Here is a 19433-nt window from a genome sequence, read left to right as displayed (position 1 = left end):
ATAACCGCTGTAAATACAATAAGAAGAATATAGTCAAGCGGATAAATCAAGTGGTTCCCTTTGCGAGAGTCGGGAATAGTTGTAAGTGCCTTAAAAAGAGAGTCCATAAATCCTTCGTTATATGAGTTAAACTATTGATTATCAGATATAAAGATACTAATAATTTGCGATATAAACAAGGATATTACATCGAATTTCAAGGCTTTAAATGACATTTATGAAAGAATGTAGATACAGCATTTCAAATGCGATTGCCCTGTATCTTTGAGGCAGAGATAGTTTCACATATAATATATTAGGTATGAAGAAGGTTTTGTTGGGGGTATAATCGGTAAAACGAAATGTTCGCTGAAGTAAAACGAAATGTTTTGTTTTAACATTTGAGTGAGAAGTAAAACGATTGGTTTTTGAAGAGAGGCACGCACACCTCTCTTTTTTGTTTTATGTAGGTTTGCAGTATGGAAAGAAAAGCGAACACAAAAGAAGGCTATGCAGAGTTTATTAATAGCTTCAATACATACAAGGAGGTAGCCATCTACAAAATTAAGGAGGCTATTAAAGAAACTGAGGAGTACCTAAGAGCACATCGAATGTATGAGTACAGCGATGGCAAAGAAGAGGAGGATGCTACAAAGCACCCTCCCCAGTAGATTGTCTGCAGATGATAGCCTTACAGCTGGTTGGATAAGTCTACGAAAGATGTAGTAAATGTCATGCGGTATAGGAAGAGACCAGCAGAGCTTCTGACACGTTCTTGGCGAGTACGGTTTAGCGGTGCAAAGTCTTCTTCAATGCCTGTATAGCCTTGAAGAGCTGTGTATATATCTGCAATGAGGTCGTACTCTTCTGAGGAGGGTGCTGGAGTTGTGTTGGCACTTGTGCGTGATGGGCGGTTATCAGCAATGGTTAAGGTAATTGTACCTTGGCACTCCTGTAGAGTCTCTGTTACGGCTGTCGCTCTATCTATAGATATATCAATAAGTACACAAGGATAAGTTACAGGAGGTCGCTGATTATCCGTAAAAGGAACTTCTAACTGCCCTGTATTGAGGTCTATCCAGCGAATGGCTGGCACCTTTGCCTGAAGTCTATCTATAAGGGCTGTGTATATTGTCTTCATTTTTTTAGAATGTTGATAAATTGTTGCTTGATACTTTTCTCTATCTTCTTGATTAATACTTTACTTTTTCCGATGAATGGGCGAGGGGTCATTATAAATGATTTCTTCCCATATATTTTAGCTGGCAAGCCATATTGATGAACTGCAGCATAGGGCTTTTCGTTTGATATTCGAACGCCATTCGGGAGGTATTTGTACTCTATCGCATTGCGAAGCTCTCCTGTCTCTCCTGTAAGGATATTCGCTTGTGTCCTTTCGGCACTAAACTTACCAGTCTGTCCAGAGTGTCCATACCAAGTACTGTCAGGATTTCTTCTCTTGACATCTTTCCAAGGGTTTATCACATCATCAGTAAAGCCTTCATTATCGAAGCTCTCCTTGAAGTGATTGACTGCCTCGACACCCATTATATCCTTGATATCATTACCCTCAACGAACTGCTGAAGTTCTTGCAGTTTGTCTGGGAATGCTTTTACGAAGTCTTCAATGTTCATAATTTGCTTGTATTAAAAACTTTACTTATCTTTGTCTTGCATTCAGGAGTATTTCTGAGTGAATTTGGAGGGGTCGGCAAACATTAGACACCGATCGCACCCTAGGGAAGGCATTATCGCCTTCCCTTTTTCTTTTTCCTGCCTAACCTTGCCCCTCTAAATTTATTTGCATCGTAACTCACTATATCATGATCTGGCAATAAGAAAGTCACTTTTTCAATTCCTATATATCTACCTCCCCTAAGCGTTGAGTGCAATCCACTAAGAATTGTGTGCTTATGTACTCCAGACCTGCCATCAATAATAACCTCTGATGCTCCTTGATGATAAGCTTCTCTAATAGCGTTGTGAATACTAGATTTTGTTACCACATCATCAGGAACCTTAACATCCAAAAAAGCCCTTAGAGTATCATCAAATGCATCAGGATTTTTCAGTCCATCATTATCAATTACAGGAAGAGCCTTCATTTTTCTACCATGATACTTCGCAAGTTCCTCTAGCACGCTCTCATTCTTTTTTTGCTCTGACTTGTTTTGATATTTCCCTTCAGGCTTCTCCAGATATCCTCCACTCTTGTATACTGTACGCTTAAACTCCCAGCCTCTATATCTTGCTAGCCGTTTGGCGATAAGTGCGAGCCAATGCTCTTGACACAACTTAGCCTCTTCATCACGAAGCTTGGTCTTTCCAACTAGTCCTTGGCGACGGCACTCTGGGCAGGTGGGTGAGCCTTTATCCTTTAGGTACGGGTGTTCGCTTAACTTGATAAACTCAGCTGACTTCCCAGCGTTATTCTGGAAGGCAGGAGGTACACCATCATCAACTGGCACACTAGTGGCAGGCTTATTGGTCTGGCGGACGCTGCACTTACAGTTCCACTCTGAAGGAGGCAGGTGCGTATCCCACCACTTATGCTCAATAGGTAGGATAGTACCGACATACTCCAGATGATCAGGACGTTTGTTTTTAGCTGTACTGGCGATATACTCAAGGTTAGGGTAAAGGTGCTTAGTCTTGAGTGCATTGCGGTAATTAACAGCGGAACGTGCTGCTCTCACTGCCGTGTTGTATTCAGTCTGTAGCCACTGCTCATTCCACTTTGGACTTATCTGTAGTGCCAGCTTCTTAAACTCCCTAAAGCTCCTTAGAGAGCCATCTGGCTTCGTTAGGAGATTGACAAAAGCTTCTGTCTCTGCATGAGCCTTGAAAGCTGAGAACACAGCAGTGTTGTACCTAAATTCCTCTATAAAGGTTTTATTGTCCCGTCCAAAGTCAGGGTCACCCATAGCCTTATCAATCGCTTGCTGTAGGGCGTTATTCTGTATCTTAAACAGATTCTCACTTACCTCTACTTCGCCACCATAAACCTCTTTAATAGCTTCGTTGAGGAGCTTTTTAAGGTCAATGGAGTAGCTATCGTCCTTGAGATTTAGGAGTGCCGTAATAGAGCTGATCAATTTCTTGAGTAAGCTCTCTTTTGGTGCTTGCTCTGCAAGTACGGCATTCTCTTGCAGAGCTGTAGGAAAAGGGTCTCTATTCTCTACTTCCTCAGTGTCTTCACCTTCATTCTCTTCGGGCTCCTCGTGCTTGGGAGTCTCTACCTTTCGCCCTGCGACTTGTTCGTCTTGTTCAGGGATAGGTATACCGTATTTATCATAAAGATAGCTCGTTGGTATAGGTAGAATAGTGGCGAGCTGTACCAGTTCAGGCACGCTAATCTCCTTTGCATCCTCAGGAAAGAGGAAGCGACCACCAGCCACTCCTGGCACACCTCTAGCCTCAAATAGTGGTAATACCCTTGAGTTTAGAATCCTTTGTACAAACCTGATATCCGCTTTGTTTTTGTCCTCCTCTACCACCTTATGCACATCACCTAGAGATCTAGCACCCTTCTCGCCAGAAATGGTGGTTAAGGTCTGTCCAAGGATTGTAATGAGGATTTCCTCATTACAAGCTTGCCTGAACTCATTGAAGCTAGTACCACTGGTTTGGCTTGAATCCCTAATTTCGATTTCTGTGTCTTTCGGCACAACGACATAAGGAGCTGAACCAGCCTCTTCCAGGGCAGTTTCAAGCAATCGCTTACTTGCTGGGTCATAAGTATTGTATTTGCCAACTCTTTGAGGCATACCAAACAATTCGAGCCACTGACTCCAGTCACCGAACCCACCACGCTTATATATGGCATAGGGCATTGCCTGTAGGAGCAACCCATAATCTCGAGGCTTACCAATGACAATGATTGAGGAGTCTCCAGCATAGCTTACTTTTTTATCTTGGTCGCTTATATCTAGGATGATAGACTCTGTAGCCAAGTCAATGTGCTTAGGTGGCAAATGATGTACGATAAGCCCATTTCTATCAACCTCAATCTCGACTCCACACCTTCCGTAGAATCGAGCATCAAGGAGCCACGCAATCAAGTCTTCCCACTGAGTAGTATCCATCAGCTCACTCATGTAATCAACTTCCCTGCCTTTACCATCCACGAATATAAGTGGAGTATTCAGCACCGCTTTCTTACGTTTATCAACGGCATCATACAGCACCCCATCGATGAGCATATCATCGTATAGGTCGTACAGTTGCTTTGGCTTGCCATAATCTGCCATTCTCAAGGCACTTCTCCAGTCGCCCACATCCCAAGGTCGTCGTGAAGGTGCTTTCACGATGACCTCCTTATAGATGGTCTGCTTGGTTTTTCTATCAGTCTTCATACTTATTATGTTGTCTTGAAGTTAAGTGTAAATGCTATCGCTTTCTTGCTTTTCGTGTTAAGCTCTCTAACGTTGGTCATTGATGTATAGTAACATCGCTCTTCTCCAGCACCATGGCTCAGGTATAACTCCTCATTTTTGATGTGGTAATAAAGGTAATTTAGTTGATGCTCCAGATGCTGATATGAATCAGCGATGGAGACACAGTTAAGAGACACCTCTTTGGACCGTCGCTTAAACGTCCCTTCCTTAAAGCTTGATGGCTGTAGTAGCGTGTTATACGCTTCTTGAACTTGCACTCCGAACTTGGATAGGTCATTATTTCCAACTACAATTCTACTTAGAGGGGCACCCTCCAGATTTGTAGCTAGATAATATGATAAGCTATCATTTTTGAGACGGCATCTAATTGTTATCTCAGCTACCTTCATACCCTTTTGATAGAGAGACTTCCCGAGGTGCTTATAACCCTCAATTGAAACATTATCAATATGGTAACCACCCTCCATTTTTGCTGGGTGGAGTATGAGGTAGTAACTATCGAGTAGCTTTCGGAAGGCTGATAACCTCTCTGCAAATACTTCCCTGGTCTCTCCAACAACAATAAATCGGAGATTGATGTACGGGCATGTCCTGCGAATGGTCTTAGGGTCAATCTCAAGCCCATGCTCTTCCTGCCAATCGTTAGTGGCTACACTCTCAACACTCTGGAGCGTAAGGAGCTCTACCACGCCTCCTCTAGCGAAGTAGATACCTAGGCTTGATAGTTCCGTTTCTTTATGGGTGCTATCCTCTATGTAGCTCTTACTTTTATCCATCGTTTTATGATTTCAGTTTCACTCCCTCCTGAGCTAGTCTATACATCTCCCTATCTATGCTCTCCAAACGCTTGAGAAAGTCTGAGTTTTCCGCAATTCTGTCTACTCTGTTCATCAGTATTGTGTGAAATTGCCTGACACTCTCCTCATGAGCTCTAGCTTCACGGCTGTAGATGACGAGGGTATTCAATCTGTCGACCGCTACAGTCATCCGACCATTAAACTCGTCTATACTGTCTTGGTCAGCACGTGCCAGCCCCTTAGCTACAGCCTTACGACCGCCTACATCATCTGGTGCTTTGAATCCTTGTTTCTCAAGTTCCTCCTGAGCCTTCCTCATCTCTTCTGTATAGGCATCAATACCCTCTCGATAGATACGTGAAAACCAAATGATATCATCTACAATAGTGCCATCACCGCTCTCTTTGAATGAATCTTCCATCCTTGACTGCAGTTCATCGAAGTACTTCTGAAAGTATTGAGCGAATGCCATCTGCTGTACTATGTTATGTATCATCTCGGATACTTTTGCATCAAAGTCATCTAGGGCACTGTAGAGGTCATCATTTTTCAACCCCTCTATAAGTGCATTACTTAACTTTGAACCAAGGTCACCAGAAAGCTCCTTGAAGGTATTCCGCATCTCCTCCTGAGCTTCCTTAGCTTTCTTTTGAATGGCATCCCAATTATCTACAAGTCGCTTCGTTGCATCATCCAGCTTTCCGTAGTCTTGAAGTATGCGAGGATTCAGCTCGAAAGTCTCCTTATTAAAGATTTCGCCATAGGTCTGAGCGAGCGACTGGAATACTGGCACAACCTTCTTCTTGCTAGCTCCAAAGATGCCACCAAGGAGACCTCCGATAGCAGCACCTACGACGTTACCTATTACAGGTATAAAAGAGCCAACTGCGGCACCTACTGCAGCACCTCCAGCGAGACCTCCAGCCACATTCTTGCCACTGACCACTTTCTTTGTGCCAGTCTGAACCGACCCTTGCCCTAAAGTTTGGGCGAGTTGGTTCAGCTCCTTCATTGACTGGGCATATTGCTTTGCTCCAGCTATCGCACGTGCATAGGGATTTTCAACACCCCACACATTGCTTGACTTGTACCCTTGTAGTTCAATACGTTGCATACGTGCGATTTGAAGAGCTTGCTCGGAGGAAGCTTGCCACGCCTCAAGAGCCTTCTTATTTTGCTCTGCAGTCTCTGTAGCAATGCTCATGAGTTGAGCTAAGCCACCAATGGCACCACTAACTTTTTCCAAGGGTGTAGCTGACTTCTTAAAGGCAGTCATGATGTTATCAACCCCACCAGCTAGCTCATTAAAGATAGCTCCGACTTCGCCACCTACTTTAGAGAGTTGTCCGAAGATACCTTTGAGACTATTGGCAAGCTCCAAGAGCTTCTTTTCGGGTATCTGATCCAGAGCATCCTTCAGCTCTCTAATTTCTTGTTTCGCTTCTTCAATCGCTTCACTAGCATCGCCACCAGCAGAGGCTATATCTTGCAGCTTTGCAAGTCTCTTCTCTGAATACTGGAGTTGAAGCTGAAGGAGTTCTTCTTCTCTATCGACTTGCAAGTTGTACTCCTTTGTAGAAAACTGTACCTGGCGAAGGGCAATACGCTCTTCGCTATCCATCTTCCTGAGTTCAGTCTCATGAAGAATACGTGCTCTCTCCTGTGCTTTTTGCTCTAGGAGTCTAGTCTTTATCTCTTCATACTCTAACTGCGAGGCAGTCGCTTCAGCCACCTTCTTTAATTGCTCTTTGTAATAGCTATCTATGTCTGCTAACCGTTTCTCTTGCTCTGTAGCAGAACGTAAAGTAATTTCCTTTTCAATGCCCTCAATCAGTCGGCTATAATCGGCATTTACTTGATCAACGTCTTTGTTGTACTGATCATCAACGGAAGTCTCAAGGGCTGTCAGTTGATTTCGAGTTTTAGTTCCATCTATGCCAGCCTCTTTCTCAAGCTGTTCAATCTCTTTGAGCTTTTGCTTAATCAGTGCCTTACGAGCATTATAGGCAACCTCCAACTCTTTGAGCTTCTTTGACCGACCCTCTTTCATAATGGCTAGAGATATCTCTTGACTCTCTTTTTCAGCATCAGCACTCAGTTTCGCTAGCCGTTCGTTTGCCTTATCGTATAGCCTAGCAGACTTATCATTAGATCCGTTATTTGATGGCTTAAAACCTGCTTCAGACAGAATCCTTTCTACTTCGGCATAAGACTGTGCTGCGATTGTAGCAAATGCTTCTGCCTCCCCTTCTAAAATCTTTTTCTCATCTTTAATCTTATCAGCCGAAATTTCCCTTCGCTTTGCACGAGCTTTATCTTCAATCATACGTTGGAGACGGGTGTTGTGTTCAGCCCTTGATATCTCTCCCTTTCGGTAGAGTTCATTATTCTCCTGCATTTCCTTTTGGATATCTGCCCAGTCATCTTTGGATAGCTCGGGTCGAGAGAAAAGGTTCTGGACTCCATCCCATAGTTTCTCTGTCCAACTAGGGTTGTTTTTTCTTCTCTCTGCCTCTTGTTGCTTTGTCAGAGCCTCTTCGTATTTCTTTGTGGCTAATGTCATTGCAGCGGATGCTTTTGCTCTTTCATATATGCTGGCAACTATTGCTTTTTCGCCATCCCTAAAGAAATTCTCAGCATCAACCACACTGTTTATACTTACACCCAGCTGTGCAAATGCCTCTTTGTTTTTCTTGACGAACTCCGTTTTTTCCTTAAGTGAATCAGCAAGCTTATCCCATTGTGTTTGCAGTAGTTTATACTTTGCAAGCTGTCCCCCAGCAGAAGAGGATATCTCCTTGGTCATTTGATCTTGCTCGGTACGTAGTTCCTTTTGTTTGGCTATCCACTTGTCATAAGCTGAGATAGCCCAGCCAATGAATACCGATAAACCTAGTGTAGCAGTTGCCGTAAACACTTTCATAGCAGCAGTTGAAACCCCAAGGCTTGTGGCTAGCCTTAGATTCCAAGCAGACCATAGTTCTTTCGCCTTAGTCACTGTTTGAATACGAAAAGTAGAAGTCTCAAGCAGTAGGTTCTGCACCTGCTGTAGTCCAATAGTAATTGCCATTAGGCTCTGGAGTCTCGTCTGAATCTTCGCCTGTTCCTCTTGCGAGCCTCCCAAGAGTGTCCACGCACCAACTGCAGCAGATGCCGCACCGCTGAAAGCTGTAACCGCATCGCCCAAGCCCTTCCAAGCTTGATTGCCACGTGCCATTTCAGTTTGGGTACGTGTAATGAGAGCTTGAGCCTTCGCTAACTCGCCCAGCTCATTTTTCAGTTGCCTGTATTCGGCTGTTTGTTCTCGACCAGCGAGGGAGAGGGTCTTCATTTGCTCCCGAGTCAGTCGCATGCGTTGCTGTACCTCAGAATACCCCTTGTTCATCTTTGTCCACTCCGCTTCCAGGTACTTGAGTCCCTGTGTCTCGGCTGTAATCTCCTTTGCAAGGGCATTGGAAGCCTCCTTTAATTTTTGCTTCTCCTTGGTTGGAAATTCCATTTGAGATAATTGCTTTTGCAGTGCCTGGTACTCCTGTTGGAGCTTGGCCAGGTAACTGCGTTGCAACTCAAGTGACTTCTTAGTCTCCTCTCTAGCCTGTATGCTAGCTTCTGCCATCTGTTCAATAGCAGTAGTCGCTTTAGCTCCTTCTTCGCTTACGTTGCTCTTTAGGACGATATCTATTTCAACTGGTTCCATCATGTCTTAGAAGTGTTGTTTACGTTTAGGATTGCTACCGAATAGGTACTCTCCTGCCAAATCACTCTTGCCGTCTCCATCTTTATCCACAACTGGAAGGTCAGGGGTTACCTTATTAGCCTGTACACCCTTGAGCCAATCGATGGCTCTCAAATATCTACTTTCACGTAGTTGTAGGTCAGTGCCTGCATTGCAGAGATTCACAAGGTGCCAAGAGGCGATATCCTTGACAAAGATGAGTAAGAGGGCATTCCGCTCCCCACCAGTTGCCTCAAATATAGCTTCACGGTCATAGTGGGCGAGATATCCCTTGGCTTCCTGTATCGCACTATCAATCGCAGAAACTACAATCGTGTCATCACCCCTTGTAATGACATCTATATTATCTTTGTAGAGGTGGGTTTTTAGTTCTTCAATTGTTAAGTAAGCCATATCTCTAATATCTCTTTGGGTTAGCACTCTTTTGTCCGATAACTACGGCATTCGCATTATAGCTAGTTAATTGCCTATTCAACTGCCAAACACCTCCTTCAATACAGTCAGCACCGTCGGCTGGTGCAGGTAGAGAGGGGGCAATCATTAAGAATTGTTCCTCAAGTCTCTTCATGTGGGGATTACCTCGTTCAGCTTCGTTAAGTATCAGCCTCCCTTGGCGGTTAAGAGGCTCAAGCGTTGCCTCTATACGTGCATACTTATCCATCTTGGCACGTGCATCAGCCTTAATCGGCACTACCCCTCCTCGCTTCGCTCCCATCTCTACGTTAAGAGGTTGGAGTACCTGTTCCCAAAATGGATCCTGAAGGCTATTGTTCTCCACGAAGTAATAGACGATCGTCTGGTCTCCAAGCTCCTCTCTCAAGTCGTAGTACCACCCAATGAACTCAGCGTTGGTAGTCTGCTGTAAAAAGCCTTTGTAGACATAGTATTTCCCACCCATGTAACCAATCGCAAAAAGAGCCTTAAAGGAAGCTCCTTTACCTCGCTTATTACTTGGGGAGGGGTCTCCATAGACAACAATAAAGGGTAGCATTCGGAGAGGAGGGCAAGCCCCCCAAGTCATCTCCTGAAACACATCACCTTCTGATACTGGGTTGTTGAAATACTCTTGCTGAATAGCGGATGTTGATAGGTTCGAGAGGAAGCGGTCAATATCTTCCTCTGAGTTCTTTTCTGCCCATGTACTCTTCCCATTTTCGTCACGTATATTGATGATGTCTACATGGTCAGCTCGCTCAATCGCCCTAGTGATAATACAGTCACGTGCGATGATATTTCCGTTAAACAGAATGCGATAATGACCACTAACCGATAGCGTTGGTATCAGTGCTTTCTCAATCCAAGCCCACTTCGTCTTTATCCGCTCTGGATTACGTGTCTCTTCGTCCGTATCGATATCATCGATAAGGATAAAGTCGGGACGAAAAGCCTCCTCACGCTTACCTCGAGGGCTCTGCCCAGCTCCGAGAGGTCTGAAGGACACCTTGCCTGTCGTCTTGAAGTAGTTATCTCTCCATACAGCTCCTACTTGCTCGCCATAATCCTGACGAATACGTGGTGAGTGCTCTAGGTGCAATCTGAATGGCGTGAGGAGGTCAATCGCATGATCCAGAGAGGTAGACACCAGTAGGATGTTATGTACCTCACCCAGCAAAGCAAGGTAGATGATCTCCATCATGCTTCTGGATGACTTTGCCAACTCTCTACTCCATGCTCTTACCTCATACCAGCGATGATGCTTAACGATACGTTGTGTTGCTTTTCTATGGAAAGGAGCTGAAGGAGCTGTACAATAGTTTGGAAAGTAATACCTAAACCATTCTTCAGGCTCCTTCTCAAGCTTCGCTACTCGCTTGATTCTGTCATCATCCGTTTCGTTGGCGTTGATAGGAGACATGGCAAGGGTCTCTGTAATGAGCTCTTGCCACTCTTCCTCTGCCCTACGCAACTCTAGTGGTAACCTTCTCAACTTCTTAGCCATACGCCTAGTTATTTCTTAGTCGGTATGCAACATATTCATCAAGTGTTGGAGCAATCCGCTGTGCCTCCTCTAGGTTTCGGTCTCTTAACCATCGCACGAGCTGACTAAAGGCACTAATTGCCTCTCCAATACCACTCTCTCGCTCTAGCTTATCAATAGAACTAGAGAGTTTCGTGATGGTGTCTGCCTCCTTCGCATTGGGGAAGCGTTCACCTTCTGGGCGACTGGCGATGTTCGCATTGATTTCTGTTAGGTGCGAATAGAGGTGTCTCAACTGTTCCTCACGAGTAACAGAGAGCGATACTCTTAGAGTCTCCCAATTCTCCTTCTTGACCCACCGATTGACAGTTTGAGGGGTCACACCGACCTTCTCGGCAATGTCTTTTTGGCTCATTTGCTCTTTAGTGAAGAGCAACTTTGCCCACTCTTTCCGCTTTTCGTTTGTCATGTTACTCATGGTTATCGCTTTAATTCAGTTAGTAATCCGCTGAGTCCCTCCTGCACCTCTACCTCCTCGGTCGCTTTGTGGTCGTAGTAAGGCTGATCAAGGGACTCCAACATCAACGTTGCCCAAGTCTCACCCCATAGTAGTTCCTCATGTGTCAGTCCTCGCTCCGCTTTAATCTTGCCAATCACTCCAAAGGGGCTATCAAGACCTTTTGACTTGCCTTTTAACTCCCCTTCCTCTTGACCCTCATCAGACTCATGGCTATTGCCCCGAGCGATGCGGTAGTATTCCGAAAAGAATCAATCTGAAGCATCTGATTAATGATACTATACAGCTCAAGAAGGCTATCCCAGGCTACTTCATTTAAGCGGTTAGTTAGATTCTGCATCTTCTCCTCATCAGTCGCTTTCTTACCAAGGATAGCAACTGCCACAACTCTTGCGACTCCTTCAGCTTGCCTTTCCGTGGGCTTCTCAGAGACAATCAAGGAGAGGTCATCCAGCTCATATTGCATCATCTCTCGTAAGATAAGGAACACCGTCCCTACTTTTGGTGGCTGAATCGTTACCCAGTCTAGCTGGAGCCATCTTTGCCAAAGAGGGGCGGTCAGTCGAAACCGCACGCCCCTTTCTAGCATTAAGTCTATTGCCCTATGGGGCACTTCTCTAGCTCCCTTCATCATGCATCTGGGCCTTCAACGATGTCCACATCCCAATCGGGTGCACCAGCCATACAGGTGAACTTGAACGGATATCGATCCAGTCCTTTCTTGCCAATGCTTGGCTCATACTTCACATAACCAGATACATTGGTGCAAATGATGTAATTGCCAGCGTGGTCTACCCACTTCAGACTCTTCACAAGGATAGGGATAGTGGAATTGTGGAAATACTTGCCACCTTTCACCTCACCGCCAAGGAGGAGCTTCTTTTGGTCATCGGTCAAGCCAAGGAAGGTGCCACTAACCACTACAGGCTTCATCACATAGTCTGTATATACAGGACTGTCCATCTCGTGAGTATAGACCTCCTCTTTCTCTGGGTCTTCTTGACTAAAGGTCAGCTCGTCATCTCTGAGGGTTAACGGAAGCTTGGTTTCAAAGGTCGCAGTACCTAGTTCCGTTTCACTAGTGATGGGGTCACCAATGTAGCCCTCCTTCACTCTTCGTCTTGCTCTTATCTTCTCTGCCATAGTTATCTTATTCTTAATATGATTTTTACAACTCCATATAAACAGGTAATTAAGCCGATTGCCATTAAAGCCTTCTGCCACCAATACAGCTGATTAACCTTAACCTCTTGTACCACCTCTACAGGCACCTCTCGAGTGATAGTGCGTGTTAGATACTGTACCCGAGAGGGTGGTACAAGGGCTTTAAGATTGAGGTTATTGTCTCTAAGTGACCAATTCAGCCGTATATTGCTGGGTGTGGCACTATCGGTTTGGGTAATCTTTGGAAGACCATTCGGGAGGCATTCGATTAGCAGTCGAAGCTCAGTCGAGTCTGCTGGAATTTCCAAAGTCTCTACTTCGGCTGTAGTCACCTCTTTAATCGGCACCGTATGGATGGCAGGTTGCTTTGTGCTACAACCAGTAAGTAGCAATAGGAGTACCACCAGTAGGCTATACGTCCCCTTCAGTCCCTTCTGCTTGTTCCTCTTTAACATCTTCATAGTCCAAATCAACTCCCATTTCTTTAATTAGTCTCTCAAGAGCTTTAACCCGATTGCGAAGCTTAGTATTCTCCCCTTTGAGAGAGGATATCTCACCACGGAGAGTCTTCATCTCACCCTTTAGATTAGCATTCTCTTGACTCACCTCAACAAACCTCTCCAGAGTGCCTGTAAACCGCTCAATGGTGCTGTGATAGCTCTCAGTAAGAGCATTGATAGAAGCCAGCTGAGCATCGAGAAACTCATTGTCTTGTTTACGCTTGCCAATCAGCCAGCCAGCAATAGCTGTGACTAGTGGCGTGAGTATGCTTGCTAATAGTTCCATCTCTTATATCATTTCCCAGGCGGTGTACACATCGTTCATCGTCCCTACATACACACCATTCTCCACATGACTAATCGCATGGGCGAGCTTGCAGAGTGTCTCCTTATCATTGACATTCAAGTATTGCCCAAGTGGGATACCTGATAGCTTGTAAGCTGATGTGATGTAGCTCTCAGTATTATTCTCGTTAGGAGGTGCATAGCGAGTGAGCACCTGACGAAGAGTACGCAGGTTATAACGTGTGATATAGGTGCGAAGAAGAATCAAGAGAGCTCTATAGCCATAATGAAGGGTCTCAAACTCTTCAAATGCTTTATCCTTCTTAGCACTGCCCGTGAGTTTGCCACGCCAGTTATTGGCGTGACTCACTCGCAGGTTACCAGGATTATTGTTGCGGATGCCTCTAGGTGTACTCATATCACGATCCGTGAGCCTTAAATGCAACAGTACCAACGCCATCCTTCTGCATCTTCGAGCCACCGGCGCGAACCAAGAACGATAGCACGTCACCATAGTACAGCGGATCATTTTCCTGACTGAACATCTCGTGCTCTCCAAGTGCACGGCATACGTAGTCTTTGTGCCAACCGAATGCCTTAGTCTCACCAGGGAGCTTACTCCTGAGCATCACATCAAACCCGTACAAGCGACCAACAGTCCCCTTTTCTGCGTCTGCAGTAGCCAAAAAGGCGTTAGCCTGAGCCTCGGTGAGGTCGGAGAGCAGCTCCTCGTAAGCCTCAGCATTGAGTAGGAGGGTACGACCCTCAAGAGGGATATCCTCCGCATTGAGCTTGGTCTGAGCCTTAAGTACGTCCTTGCGTCCAAAAGTAGCTCCTGCAAGCTCTACTAGACGACCCTCTGCGGTCGGTATCCAAGCAATAAGAATCTGCTCTGCTACCTTATCATTGAGTGCGCTCTTGGTAGCCACCAATACAGTGTTGCGCTTATCATAGGATAGCTCATACTTATCTGCATTTTGGATGTAGATAGGGTCTGTATAAATTTCCTCAAGCTTAAAAGTCAGCTCGGTATCTGTCTGCTCCGTTGCGACTTTTGGTCGAGAGATTGGTCCGACATTGGCGGTCTGCTTTGCGCCAGCGTTGGGGATGTGTACTATCTTGCCCGCCTTGACAAACTGGTCGGCGTTGTAACTCCTCGCCAAAAAGGAGTTGTCGGGGAATAGGTTAGCCACCAAATGCGCCAACCAGATTTCTCTTTGTAAAGCCATAATCTATGTGTTTAAGTGTTATCTATTTTGTGTTCTTATTACTTGACACCAAAACGCTCTGCGTACCTCTTGGTGTACTCCTCTGGGTACTTATCTCTAAGTTCCGCTAGACCACCTGAGCGGTCAAGCTCGTCCCAACTCTTCTCAAGGAGTGGGTCGTTTCCACTTTCTTTGTTGAGTTGCCCAGCGATACTCCGTCGCTTGGGTAGCGCAGAGAGGGTCACCTTAGCGGACTCGTGATCTGCATCAAATAGCTTCTGCATAGAGTCTCGTGCCGAGGCATCAATCTGACCACTCGCAATAGCGTTATTAATCAGTTCAGTAGCCTCCTCTCGCTGGGCTTTCCTCTCTTCCTCTCGGATAGCATTCAGCTGGTCGCTCAGCTCCTTCTTCTCCAGTTGGAGCTTCTCAACAGCTCTAGTAATCTCTTGCTCCGTAGCATTGTCGCTAAGGGATAGAAGATTTAGTAGTTCTCTGTTCATTGCGTTACTTTTTTTATTTGGATTATCTATTAATTGTATCACTGTCTCAAGGTCGGTATCGCTCTCCATGTTAATCTTTGCTCCATACGCATCATACAAGGCGAGGGCGTTATGGTTCGCTGGGATAGGACAGATACTTGCTTCTCTAGCTTGCCACTTGGTGATGGTGGAGAGCTTTTGACCAGGAAGCATGAGCTTTGGGTCATCGGAGCTCTCAATCGCCCAAGCTCCAATAGAGCAAGCACGGATGTAACCGTCAGCTACCTTTCGTGCAATCTCCTTGGCTCGCTCGTCAGCCATATCAAAGTCAGCCTCCGCAAGGATCCTGTCCCCCTCCACTCGGATATTGACCCATTTGCCAATAGGCAAGTCCCAATCGTCATGGTTAAGAAGCATCACGGGATTTTTGACAAATTCCGTGAGGTCAGCTCCAGAAGTTAGCATCCGAAAGCCATGTGTGTTCACGCTTTCATCATGGAGCACGAAGGTTGGTAGTTTATCTTTTGCCATAATCAATTTACGTATTACATTACAAGGCAAAGTTGTAGAGTTCAGACCCATAAAGCAAAAATCAGTACCATTTTGGTACTGATTTCTGCACTTCAACCCTTTTTCATTGCTTTTTAAGAGTTTTCTACCTCATAATTGACCACCATCCACTCTTCTTGCTTTCGCCTTCGTGTCCGTGATGCCGATATCGTCCGCTCCACTTTATGGATATGCCACCCATGCTGATGCACATATCGCTGGATATCATCATCAGGAAAGCTGGTCAACATAAACTTGCCTTGTACCCCACTCAGTACCTCCAAGAGGTCGTCCAGCTCTCGCCTACCAAACATATCGGTATAGTGTCCGCAATTGGTTCCGACATAAGGAGGGTCTATAAAATGAAAGGCTTCTGGGGTGTCGTAGGTCTGAATGACCTCCAAGGCATCTCGATTCTCAATTGTCACATGCTCCAGACGGTAACAAAGCTCATGAGTGAAGTTATCCTTAGCTTTGCGGAGCTTCTTTGTCTGTGTGCCACGACGGTCGTAGCCAAAGCTCCCATCTAACTTGCTGGCAAATCCCATCTTAGAGCAAGCCCACACAGCCCAAGCTCGCTCTACAGGAATAAAGAAACTAGGGTACTGCAGGATATGCCGAGCATGGGCATGAACATCTCTGGAGTGAAGTGTACTATCAATGAGTTCCTTCAAACTCTCATAGTCGCACTGTACCACATTATAGAAGTTTACCAGCTCAAGGTTCAGGTCATTGATAATCTCAGCTGGAGCTGGTAACTTAGCGAAAAAGAGGGCAGCGCCACCGCAGAAGCTCTCTGTGTAAACATCGTGCTTAGGCACGAGTGGAAGGATGTAAGGCAGCATAGTCTGCTTGCCGCCATAGTAGGTAATTGGAGTTCTCATTTTTTATACAATTAATAATTATCACTATATTTGCGTATCTCTCACACATAAGCAGGTGACGCAACACCTGACTCCTGGGCATATATATAGCCCCTGTCGTGGTGTTGCGTCACCTTTACTAGCCGAAGGTCTGTGTGAGAGCTTGCCTTGGCTGGAGGCAGGGGCTTCTTTATAGCCATCTCTGCCGTTTATGTTGATGATGGATTACTTACTTTATAGACTAAATGATCATGATGAAACAGATTCTTAAAACCTTATCGGTCGTAGCACTAGCATTCACTCTAGCCTTAGCTGGTTGTGACCCAGAGAAACCAGAGGAGAAGAAAATCAAACCGCTAGACCCCAATGCGAAGCTCTCGATTAACATTCGAACAGCACTCAGAAGCACTTCGGATAACCCTAAACATCTCACTCCGCTTGAGATTGTCAAGCAAGCTGGACAAATGGAGTTCAAGCTGTCTAGTAACGGTCAGAATGTTCACCGCTCTGTAAGCGATGTGCAAAGGGATATTGAGAATGTTGCCATTAAGATGTGGGGTACCGATATCATCAGTGTGGAGGATGGCTCCCTTCAGGACTACTTCCTGGATAATAGAAACTATGTCTTCACGCTTCCTATGGGCGATACCATCGCTTATATTCCCAATGCTGTAGTGATTGAAGCAGCCAAGAAGATACGCCAAGCCTATAATAAGGGCGACACCGATAAGGTGTATCAGCTCTTTCAAGATGCTTTTACAGCACTTCCAATAACCGCTTCCGAGTATAAGGAACTGGTTAAGCAAGGCACTAACTAACTCTCTATTCATAATCATTTTTGGTAAGGACACTCATTCGCATGGGTGTCCTTACTTTTATGCATTTTCTCCTACACAGTTATAACTAAAGGCGGCATCTCGAAGCCCATTGGTGCCGTAGATCATCACCACAAAGTAAGTCTCTCTGACATCTGTAAAGTTGGCACTCGCCAAGCTCCCGACATTCTCAACAGTCACTTGGGGAGTGTAGCGTGTATGTCCAATAGAGTGGTGTACCTTATACTTACCATAGGCGATTTTCTCAACTCGAGCCTTTGTGTAGCCCTGTGCATCGGCATACCGTCCCCATTGATAGTTTACGGTGCCATAGCTATCACACCTACCACCTGCTAGGATTCCTGGGAGGTCGGTTGCTCCCTTAAGCGTCACGAAGGCTTTTTGGTCATCTTTATCAATTACGAAGTGTTTACTGATGCCGTAATATGCCATCATGCCCCTAGAGGTATAGCGGATATAGTTGATATTAGGGGAGTCATACATCACTCCTCTAAGGTTGGTAATCTGGGCACTCCCTGATACTGTAGCAATACCATCACTGCTATACCCAAGTGATAGATACAGGTCATAACTGCCCACTGGCAAATTGGTCAAACGATCCTCAATCGTTACGTCAGTACTCGAGGAGGTGGAGCCCCAGTAGAACTCCACATCGAATCGGTCATTATCCATATACCTCTGTTGTACTTGAACAGAAGCAGTGGCAACAACTGATGTGCCAAGTGCGTAATGAGTGATTTGACTACCATGAGTTCGCCTTAGAAAGAGGCTCACGGTACAGTCTGCATCTAAGTAATCGATATAGTCATCACGAACATTACCCAGGAAGCTTCCACCCGCTATCGTTGCTGTAGCCACTAGCCTGGTACTGAACTTAAATTCACCACCTTCCTTGGTCAGAGTTAGAGCTGAATTAGGGAGGGTATGAACACCACTACTATTCACGCTGAAGGAGGCAATTGTCCTCACGGTCTCGCCAGCCTGTGCCTGTAGTTGTGCAATACTAAGCGGAGTCCCCCCATGTGTCATATATGGCTCTCCATTCGTCACCCATTCTAGTTCATTATTCTGAGGGTTATATCGTAGGTCAGCAAACTTAAATCGTCCATTCTGCCAAATCTCTACCATACGGCTCTCTGGCACACCTCTCTTACCACGGAAGTTCTGCACGCCAGCACCAATGAAAGGCATATCACCGCCCAAGGCACTCATATACCCAACGACATTACCTTCTATAGGCTTGGTGTACTTGACGACGGCACGCCCACGAACATAACCACCCATAGAGAAGTTGCTGGCGAACCAATTCATAGGTTGCCATGTCCCATCATCACTAAAGTGAAGCTGGGGTGTGACACTTACGACTGGGTTATCTTGGTAATAGTAGGCTACTGGGATTTTCACCTCGCTAGAATAATACTCGTCATCATGATAGCCAATAAATAGTTTTGCCCAAAGTACTGGTCTTGCTGAAGTAGGATTTGGAGGGGTGACTACCCAAGTGCCAGTTGGAGGTGTGACATCATTAACTCCAAGCTGATACTTGCTTTCCATGTCGGCATTAGGTAAATCTTGACCATCCATAGAAAAACCACTAAAAACCTCCTCCTTGGAAATCACCTCGTCACCGTGAGGAGTATCCTTTACAGCAATCATATTGGTGAGCACTAGTCCACCATGAATGTTTGTGGAGCCGTTACGAATTGCCCTCGTGATGTACTTCTGCTGGTTAATGGCTGTCTGCAATCTCTCCTCACTCTCCTTCCTGCGAGCCTCAACATCCTCTGGTGCTTCAGTCCAGTCAGTGGCTTTATTCCCTTTTTCGACTTTTACATTGCTAAATATCGCTTCTCCTCCATTTTCAGTTGTAGGGTCGTAATAATTGACATTCGGGTACAAATACAAGCTATTAGGTACTCTTGTATAGCTCGCATTGTCATTCTTGACTACCTTTATTGTTACACTGTATCGCTTTCTCCCCTCCTCGTAAGTAGCATAGCTAAATTTCTCATATGGCGACATATAGCAGAATAGACACATAAATTTACCACCTAGAGGAGGCTTGACGACATCGACGTCGAAGCTAATAGTATAGTAACCCTCCTCCGTTATTTCTGAGTGTAAAAGGTAAGTTGCGTAATCACCTTTCTGACGTTTCGGGGCGTATGATTTAGCTAGGTTGCGACCTCCTATCTGCACGTT

At 45.4% G+C, this 19433-nt stretch carries 21 protein-coding genes; 2 read left to right on the top strand and 19 right to left on the bottom strand.

The window, feature by feature from the left end:
- The first annotated feature begins 458 nt into the window (after positions 1–458).
- Positions 459–650 (top strand): hypothetical protein, encoded by a 192-nt coding sequence (locus A3GG_RS0107445; protein ID WP_018358680.1) that lies wholly within the window; start codon positions 459–461, stop codon positions 648–650.
- A 20-nt stretch (positions 651–670) separates the two neighbouring features.
- Here A3GG_RS0107445 and A3GG_RS0107440 read toward each other — a convergent pair whose 3' ends face one another.
- The 18 genes from A3GG_RS0107440 to A3GG_RS13430 all read right to left on the bottom strand — a co-directional run bounded on the left by A3GG_RS0107440 (position 671) and on the right by A3GG_RS13430 (position 16595).
- Positions 671–1120: a phage tail terminator protein gene (locus tag A3GG_RS0107440; RefSeq protein WP_018358679.1), complete on the bottom strand. Its 450-nt coding sequence runs from the start codon at positions 1118–1120 to the stop codon at positions 671–673.
- Positions 1117–1614, bottom strand: coding sequence for a phage virion morphogenesis family protein (locus A3GG_RS0107435; RefSeq protein WP_018358678.1), 498 nt, complete (start codon positions 1612–1614; stop codon positions 1117–1119). The genes A3GG_RS0107440 and A3GG_RS0107435 overlap by 4 nt, the downstream gene beginning before the upstream one ends.
- Before the next feature lie 113 nt (positions 1615–1727).
- Positions 1728–4334, bottom strand: a complete 2607-nt coding sequence (locus tag A3GG_RS12085) for a phage portal protein family protein (protein ID WP_018358677.1) — start codon at positions 4332–4334, stop codon at positions 1728–1730.
- 5 nt (positions 4335–4339) lie between these two features.
- Positions 4340–5152: a hypothetical protein gene (locus A3GG_RS0107425; RefSeq protein WP_018358676.1), complete on the bottom strand. Its 813-nt coding sequence runs from the start codon at positions 5150–5152 to the stop codon at positions 4340–4342.
- Positions 5153–5156: 4 nt separating this feature from the next.
- Complete coding sequence (locus A3GG_RS0107420; protein WP_018358675.1) at positions 5157–8873, bottom strand: hypothetical protein; 3717 nt, start codon at positions 8871–8873, stop codon at positions 5157–5159.
- Between the two features lie 3 nt (positions 8874–8876).
- Positions 8877–9302, bottom strand: a complete 426-nt coding sequence (locus A3GG_RS0107415; protein WP_018358674.1) for a phage protein Gp36 family protein — start codon at positions 9300–9302, stop codon at positions 8877–8879.
- A 4-nt stretch (positions 9303–9306) separates the two neighbouring features.
- The gene (locus A3GG_RS0107410; protein ID WP_018358673.1) at positions 9307–10848 is read right to left on the bottom strand and encodes a hypothetical protein; all 1542 of its coding nucleotides are present in this window, start codon (positions 10846–10848) and stop codon (positions 9307–9309) included.
- Positions 10849–10852: 4 nt separating this feature from the next.
- Positions 10853–11305: a helix-turn-helix domain-containing protein gene (locus tag A3GG_RS0107405; protein WP_026215704.1), complete on the bottom strand. Its 453-nt coding sequence runs from the start codon at positions 11303–11305 to the stop codon at positions 10853–10855.
- Between the two features lie 2 nt (positions 11306–11307).
- Positions 11308–11484, bottom strand: coding sequence for a hypothetical protein (locus tag A3GG_RS13435; RefSeq protein ID WP_018358671.1), 177 nt, complete (start codon positions 11482–11484; stop codon positions 11308–11310).
- Positions 11485–11519: 35 nt separating this feature from the next.
- The gene (locus A3GG_RS0107395; RefSeq protein WP_018358670.1) at positions 11520–11978 is read right to left on the bottom strand and encodes a hypothetical protein; all 459 of its coding nucleotides are present in this window, start codon (positions 11976–11978) and stop codon (positions 11520–11522) included.
- Positions 11975–12487, bottom strand: a complete 513-nt coding sequence (locus A3GG_RS0107390; RefSeq protein ID WP_018358669.1) for a hypothetical protein — start codon at positions 12485–12487, stop codon at positions 11975–11977. Before A3GG_RS0107390 ends, A3GG_RS0107395 begins: the two co-directional genes overlap by 4 nt.
- Before the next feature lie 2 nt (positions 12488–12489).
- On the bottom strand, positions 12490–12969 hold the full coding sequence (locus tag A3GG_RS0107385; protein WP_026215702.1) for a hypothetical protein: 480 nt from the start codon (positions 12967–12969) through the stop codon (positions 12490–12492).
- Positions 12920–13294, bottom strand: a complete 375-nt coding sequence (locus A3GG_RS0107380) for a hypothetical protein (RefSeq protein ID WP_018358667.1) — start codon at positions 13292–13294, stop codon at positions 12920–12922. The genes A3GG_RS0107385 and A3GG_RS0107380 overlap by 50 nt, the downstream gene beginning before the upstream one ends.
- Before the next feature lie 3 nt (positions 13295–13297).
- Positions 13298–13711 (bottom strand): structural protein, encoded by a 414-nt coding sequence (locus tag A3GG_RS0107375; protein ID WP_018358666.1) that lies wholly within the window; start codon positions 13709–13711, stop codon positions 13298–13300.
- 1 nt (position 13712) lies between these two features.
- On the bottom strand, positions 13713–14522 hold the full coding sequence (locus tag A3GG_RS0107370; RefSeq protein ID WP_018358665.1) for a major capsid protein: 810 nt from the start codon (positions 14520–14522) through the stop codon (positions 13713–13715).
- A 38-nt stretch (positions 14523–14560) separates the two neighbouring features.
- Positions 14561–15514 carry an HK97 family phage prohead protease gene (locus A3GG_RS0107365; RefSeq protein WP_018358664.1) on the bottom strand — a complete coding sequence of 318 codons (954 nt, stop codon included), beginning with the start codon at positions 15512–15514 and terminating at the stop codon, positions 14561–14563.
- A 113-nt stretch (positions 15515–15627) separates the two neighbouring features.
- Positions 15628–16416 carry a DNA adenine methylase gene (locus A3GG_RS0107360; protein WP_018358663.1) on the bottom strand — a complete coding sequence of 263 codons (789 nt, stop codon included), beginning with the start codon at positions 16414–16416 and terminating at the stop codon, positions 15628–15630.
- A 41-nt stretch (positions 16417–16457) separates the two neighbouring features.
- Positions 16458–16595: a hypothetical protein gene (locus tag A3GG_RS13430; protein WP_156808705.1), complete on the bottom strand. Its 138-nt coding sequence runs from the start codon at positions 16593–16595 to the stop codon at positions 16458–16460.
- Positions 16596–16646: 51 nt separating this feature from the next.
- Between A3GG_RS13430 and A3GG_RS0107355 the strand changes: the two genes are divergently transcribed.
- A complete protein-coding gene (locus A3GG_RS0107355; RefSeq protein ID WP_156808704.1) occupies positions 16647–17213 on the top strand; it encodes a hypothetical protein in 567 nt (188 codons plus the stop codon).
- Between the two features lie 57 nt (positions 17214–17270).
- Here the strand turns inward: A3GG_RS0107355 and A3GG_RS13640 are convergent.
- A partial coding sequence (locus A3GG_RS13640) for a hypothetical protein (protein WP_033408612.1) occupies positions 17271–19433 on the bottom strand: 2163 nt, incomplete at its 5' end.

Source organism: Porphyromonas levii DSM 23370, from assembly GCF_000379925.1.
Taxonomy (GTDB): Bacteria; Bacteroidota; Bacteroidia; order Bacteroidales; family Porphyromonadaceae; genus Porphyromonas_A; species Porphyromonas_A levii.
This window is presented reverse-complemented; position numbering and strand designations above follow the sequence as displayed.

What these genes read in the sequence shown, in the direction of transcription:
- A3GG_RS0107445 (WP_018358680.1), top strand. Translation starts at nt 459, where the DNA reads ATGGAAAGAAAAGCGAACACAAAAGAAGGCTATGCAGAGTTTATTAAT.
- A3GG_RS0107440 (WP_018358679.1), bottom strand. Translation starts at nt 1,120, where the DNA reads ATGAAGACAATATACACAGCCCTTATAGATAGACTTCAGGCAAAGGTG.
- A3GG_RS0107435 (WP_018358678.1), bottom strand. Translation starts at nt 1,614, where the DNA reads ATGAACATTGAAGACTTCGTAAAAGCATTCCCAGACAAACTGCAAGAA.
- A3GG_RS12085 (WP_018358677.1), bottom strand. Translation starts at nt 4,334, where the DNA reads ATGAAGACTGATAGAAAAACCAAGCAGACCATCTATAAGGAGGTCATC.
- A3GG_RS0107425 (WP_018358676.1), bottom strand. Translation starts at nt 5,152, where the DNA reads ATGGATAAAAGTAAGAGCTACATAGAGGATAGCACCCATAAAGAAACG.
- A3GG_RS0107420 (WP_018358675.1), bottom strand. Translation starts at nt 8,873, where the DNA reads ATGATGGAACCAGTTGAAATAGATATCGTCCTAAAGAGCAACGTAAGC.
- A3GG_RS0107415 (WP_018358674.1), bottom strand. Translation starts at nt 9,302, where the DNA reads ATGGCTTACTTAACAATTGAAGAACTAAAAACCCACCTCTACAAAGAT.
- A3GG_RS0107410 (WP_018358673.1), bottom strand. Translation starts at nt 10,848, where the DNA reads ATGGCTAAGAAGTTGAGAAGGTTACCACTAGAGTTGCGTAGGGCAGAG.
- A3GG_RS0107405 (WP_026215704.1), bottom strand. Translation starts at nt 11,305, where the DNA reads ATGAGTAACATGACAAACGAAAAGCGGAAAGAGTGGGCAAAGTTGCTC.
- A3GG_RS0107395 (WP_018358670.1), bottom strand. Translation starts at nt 11,978, where the DNA reads ATGATGAAGGGAGCTAGAGAAGTGCCCCATAGGGCAATAGACTTAATG.
- A3GG_RS0107390 (WP_018358669.1), bottom strand. Translation starts at nt 12,487, where the DNA reads ATGGCAGAGAAGATAAGAGCAAGACGAAGAGTGAAGGAGGGCTACATT.
- A3GG_RS0107385 (WP_026215702.1), bottom strand. Translation starts at nt 12,969, where the DNA reads ATGAAGATGTTAAAGAGGAACAAGCAGAAGGGACTGAAGGGGACGTAT.
- A3GG_RS0107380 (WP_018358667.1), bottom strand. Translation starts at nt 13,294, where the DNA reads ATGGAACTATTAGCAAGCATACTCACGCCACTAGTCACAGCTATTGCT.
- A3GG_RS0107375 (WP_018358666.1), bottom strand. Translation starts at nt 13,711, where the DNA reads ATGAGTACACCTAGAGGCATCCGCAACAATAATCCTGGTAACCTGCGA.
- A3GG_RS0107370 (WP_018358665.1), bottom strand. Translation starts at nt 14,522, where the DNA reads ATGGCTTTACAAAGAGAAATCTGGTTGGCGCATTTGGTGGCTAACCTA.
- A3GG_RS0107365 (WP_018358664.1), bottom strand. Translation starts at nt 15,514, where the DNA reads ATGGCAAAAGATAAACTACCAACCTTCGTGCTCCATGATGAAAGCGTG.
- A3GG_RS0107360 (WP_018358663.1), bottom strand. Translation starts at nt 16,416, where the DNA reads ATGAGAACTCCAATTACCTACTATGGCGGCAAGCAGACTATGCTGCCT.
- A3GG_RS13430 (WP_156808705.1), bottom strand. Translation starts at nt 16,595, where the DNA reads ATGGCTATAAAGAAGCCCCTGCCTCCAGCCAAGGCAAGCTCTCACACA.
- A3GG_RS0107355 (WP_156808704.1), top strand. Translation starts at nt 16,647, where the DNA reads ATGATGAAACAGATTCTTAAAACCTTATCGGTCGTAGCACTAGCATTC.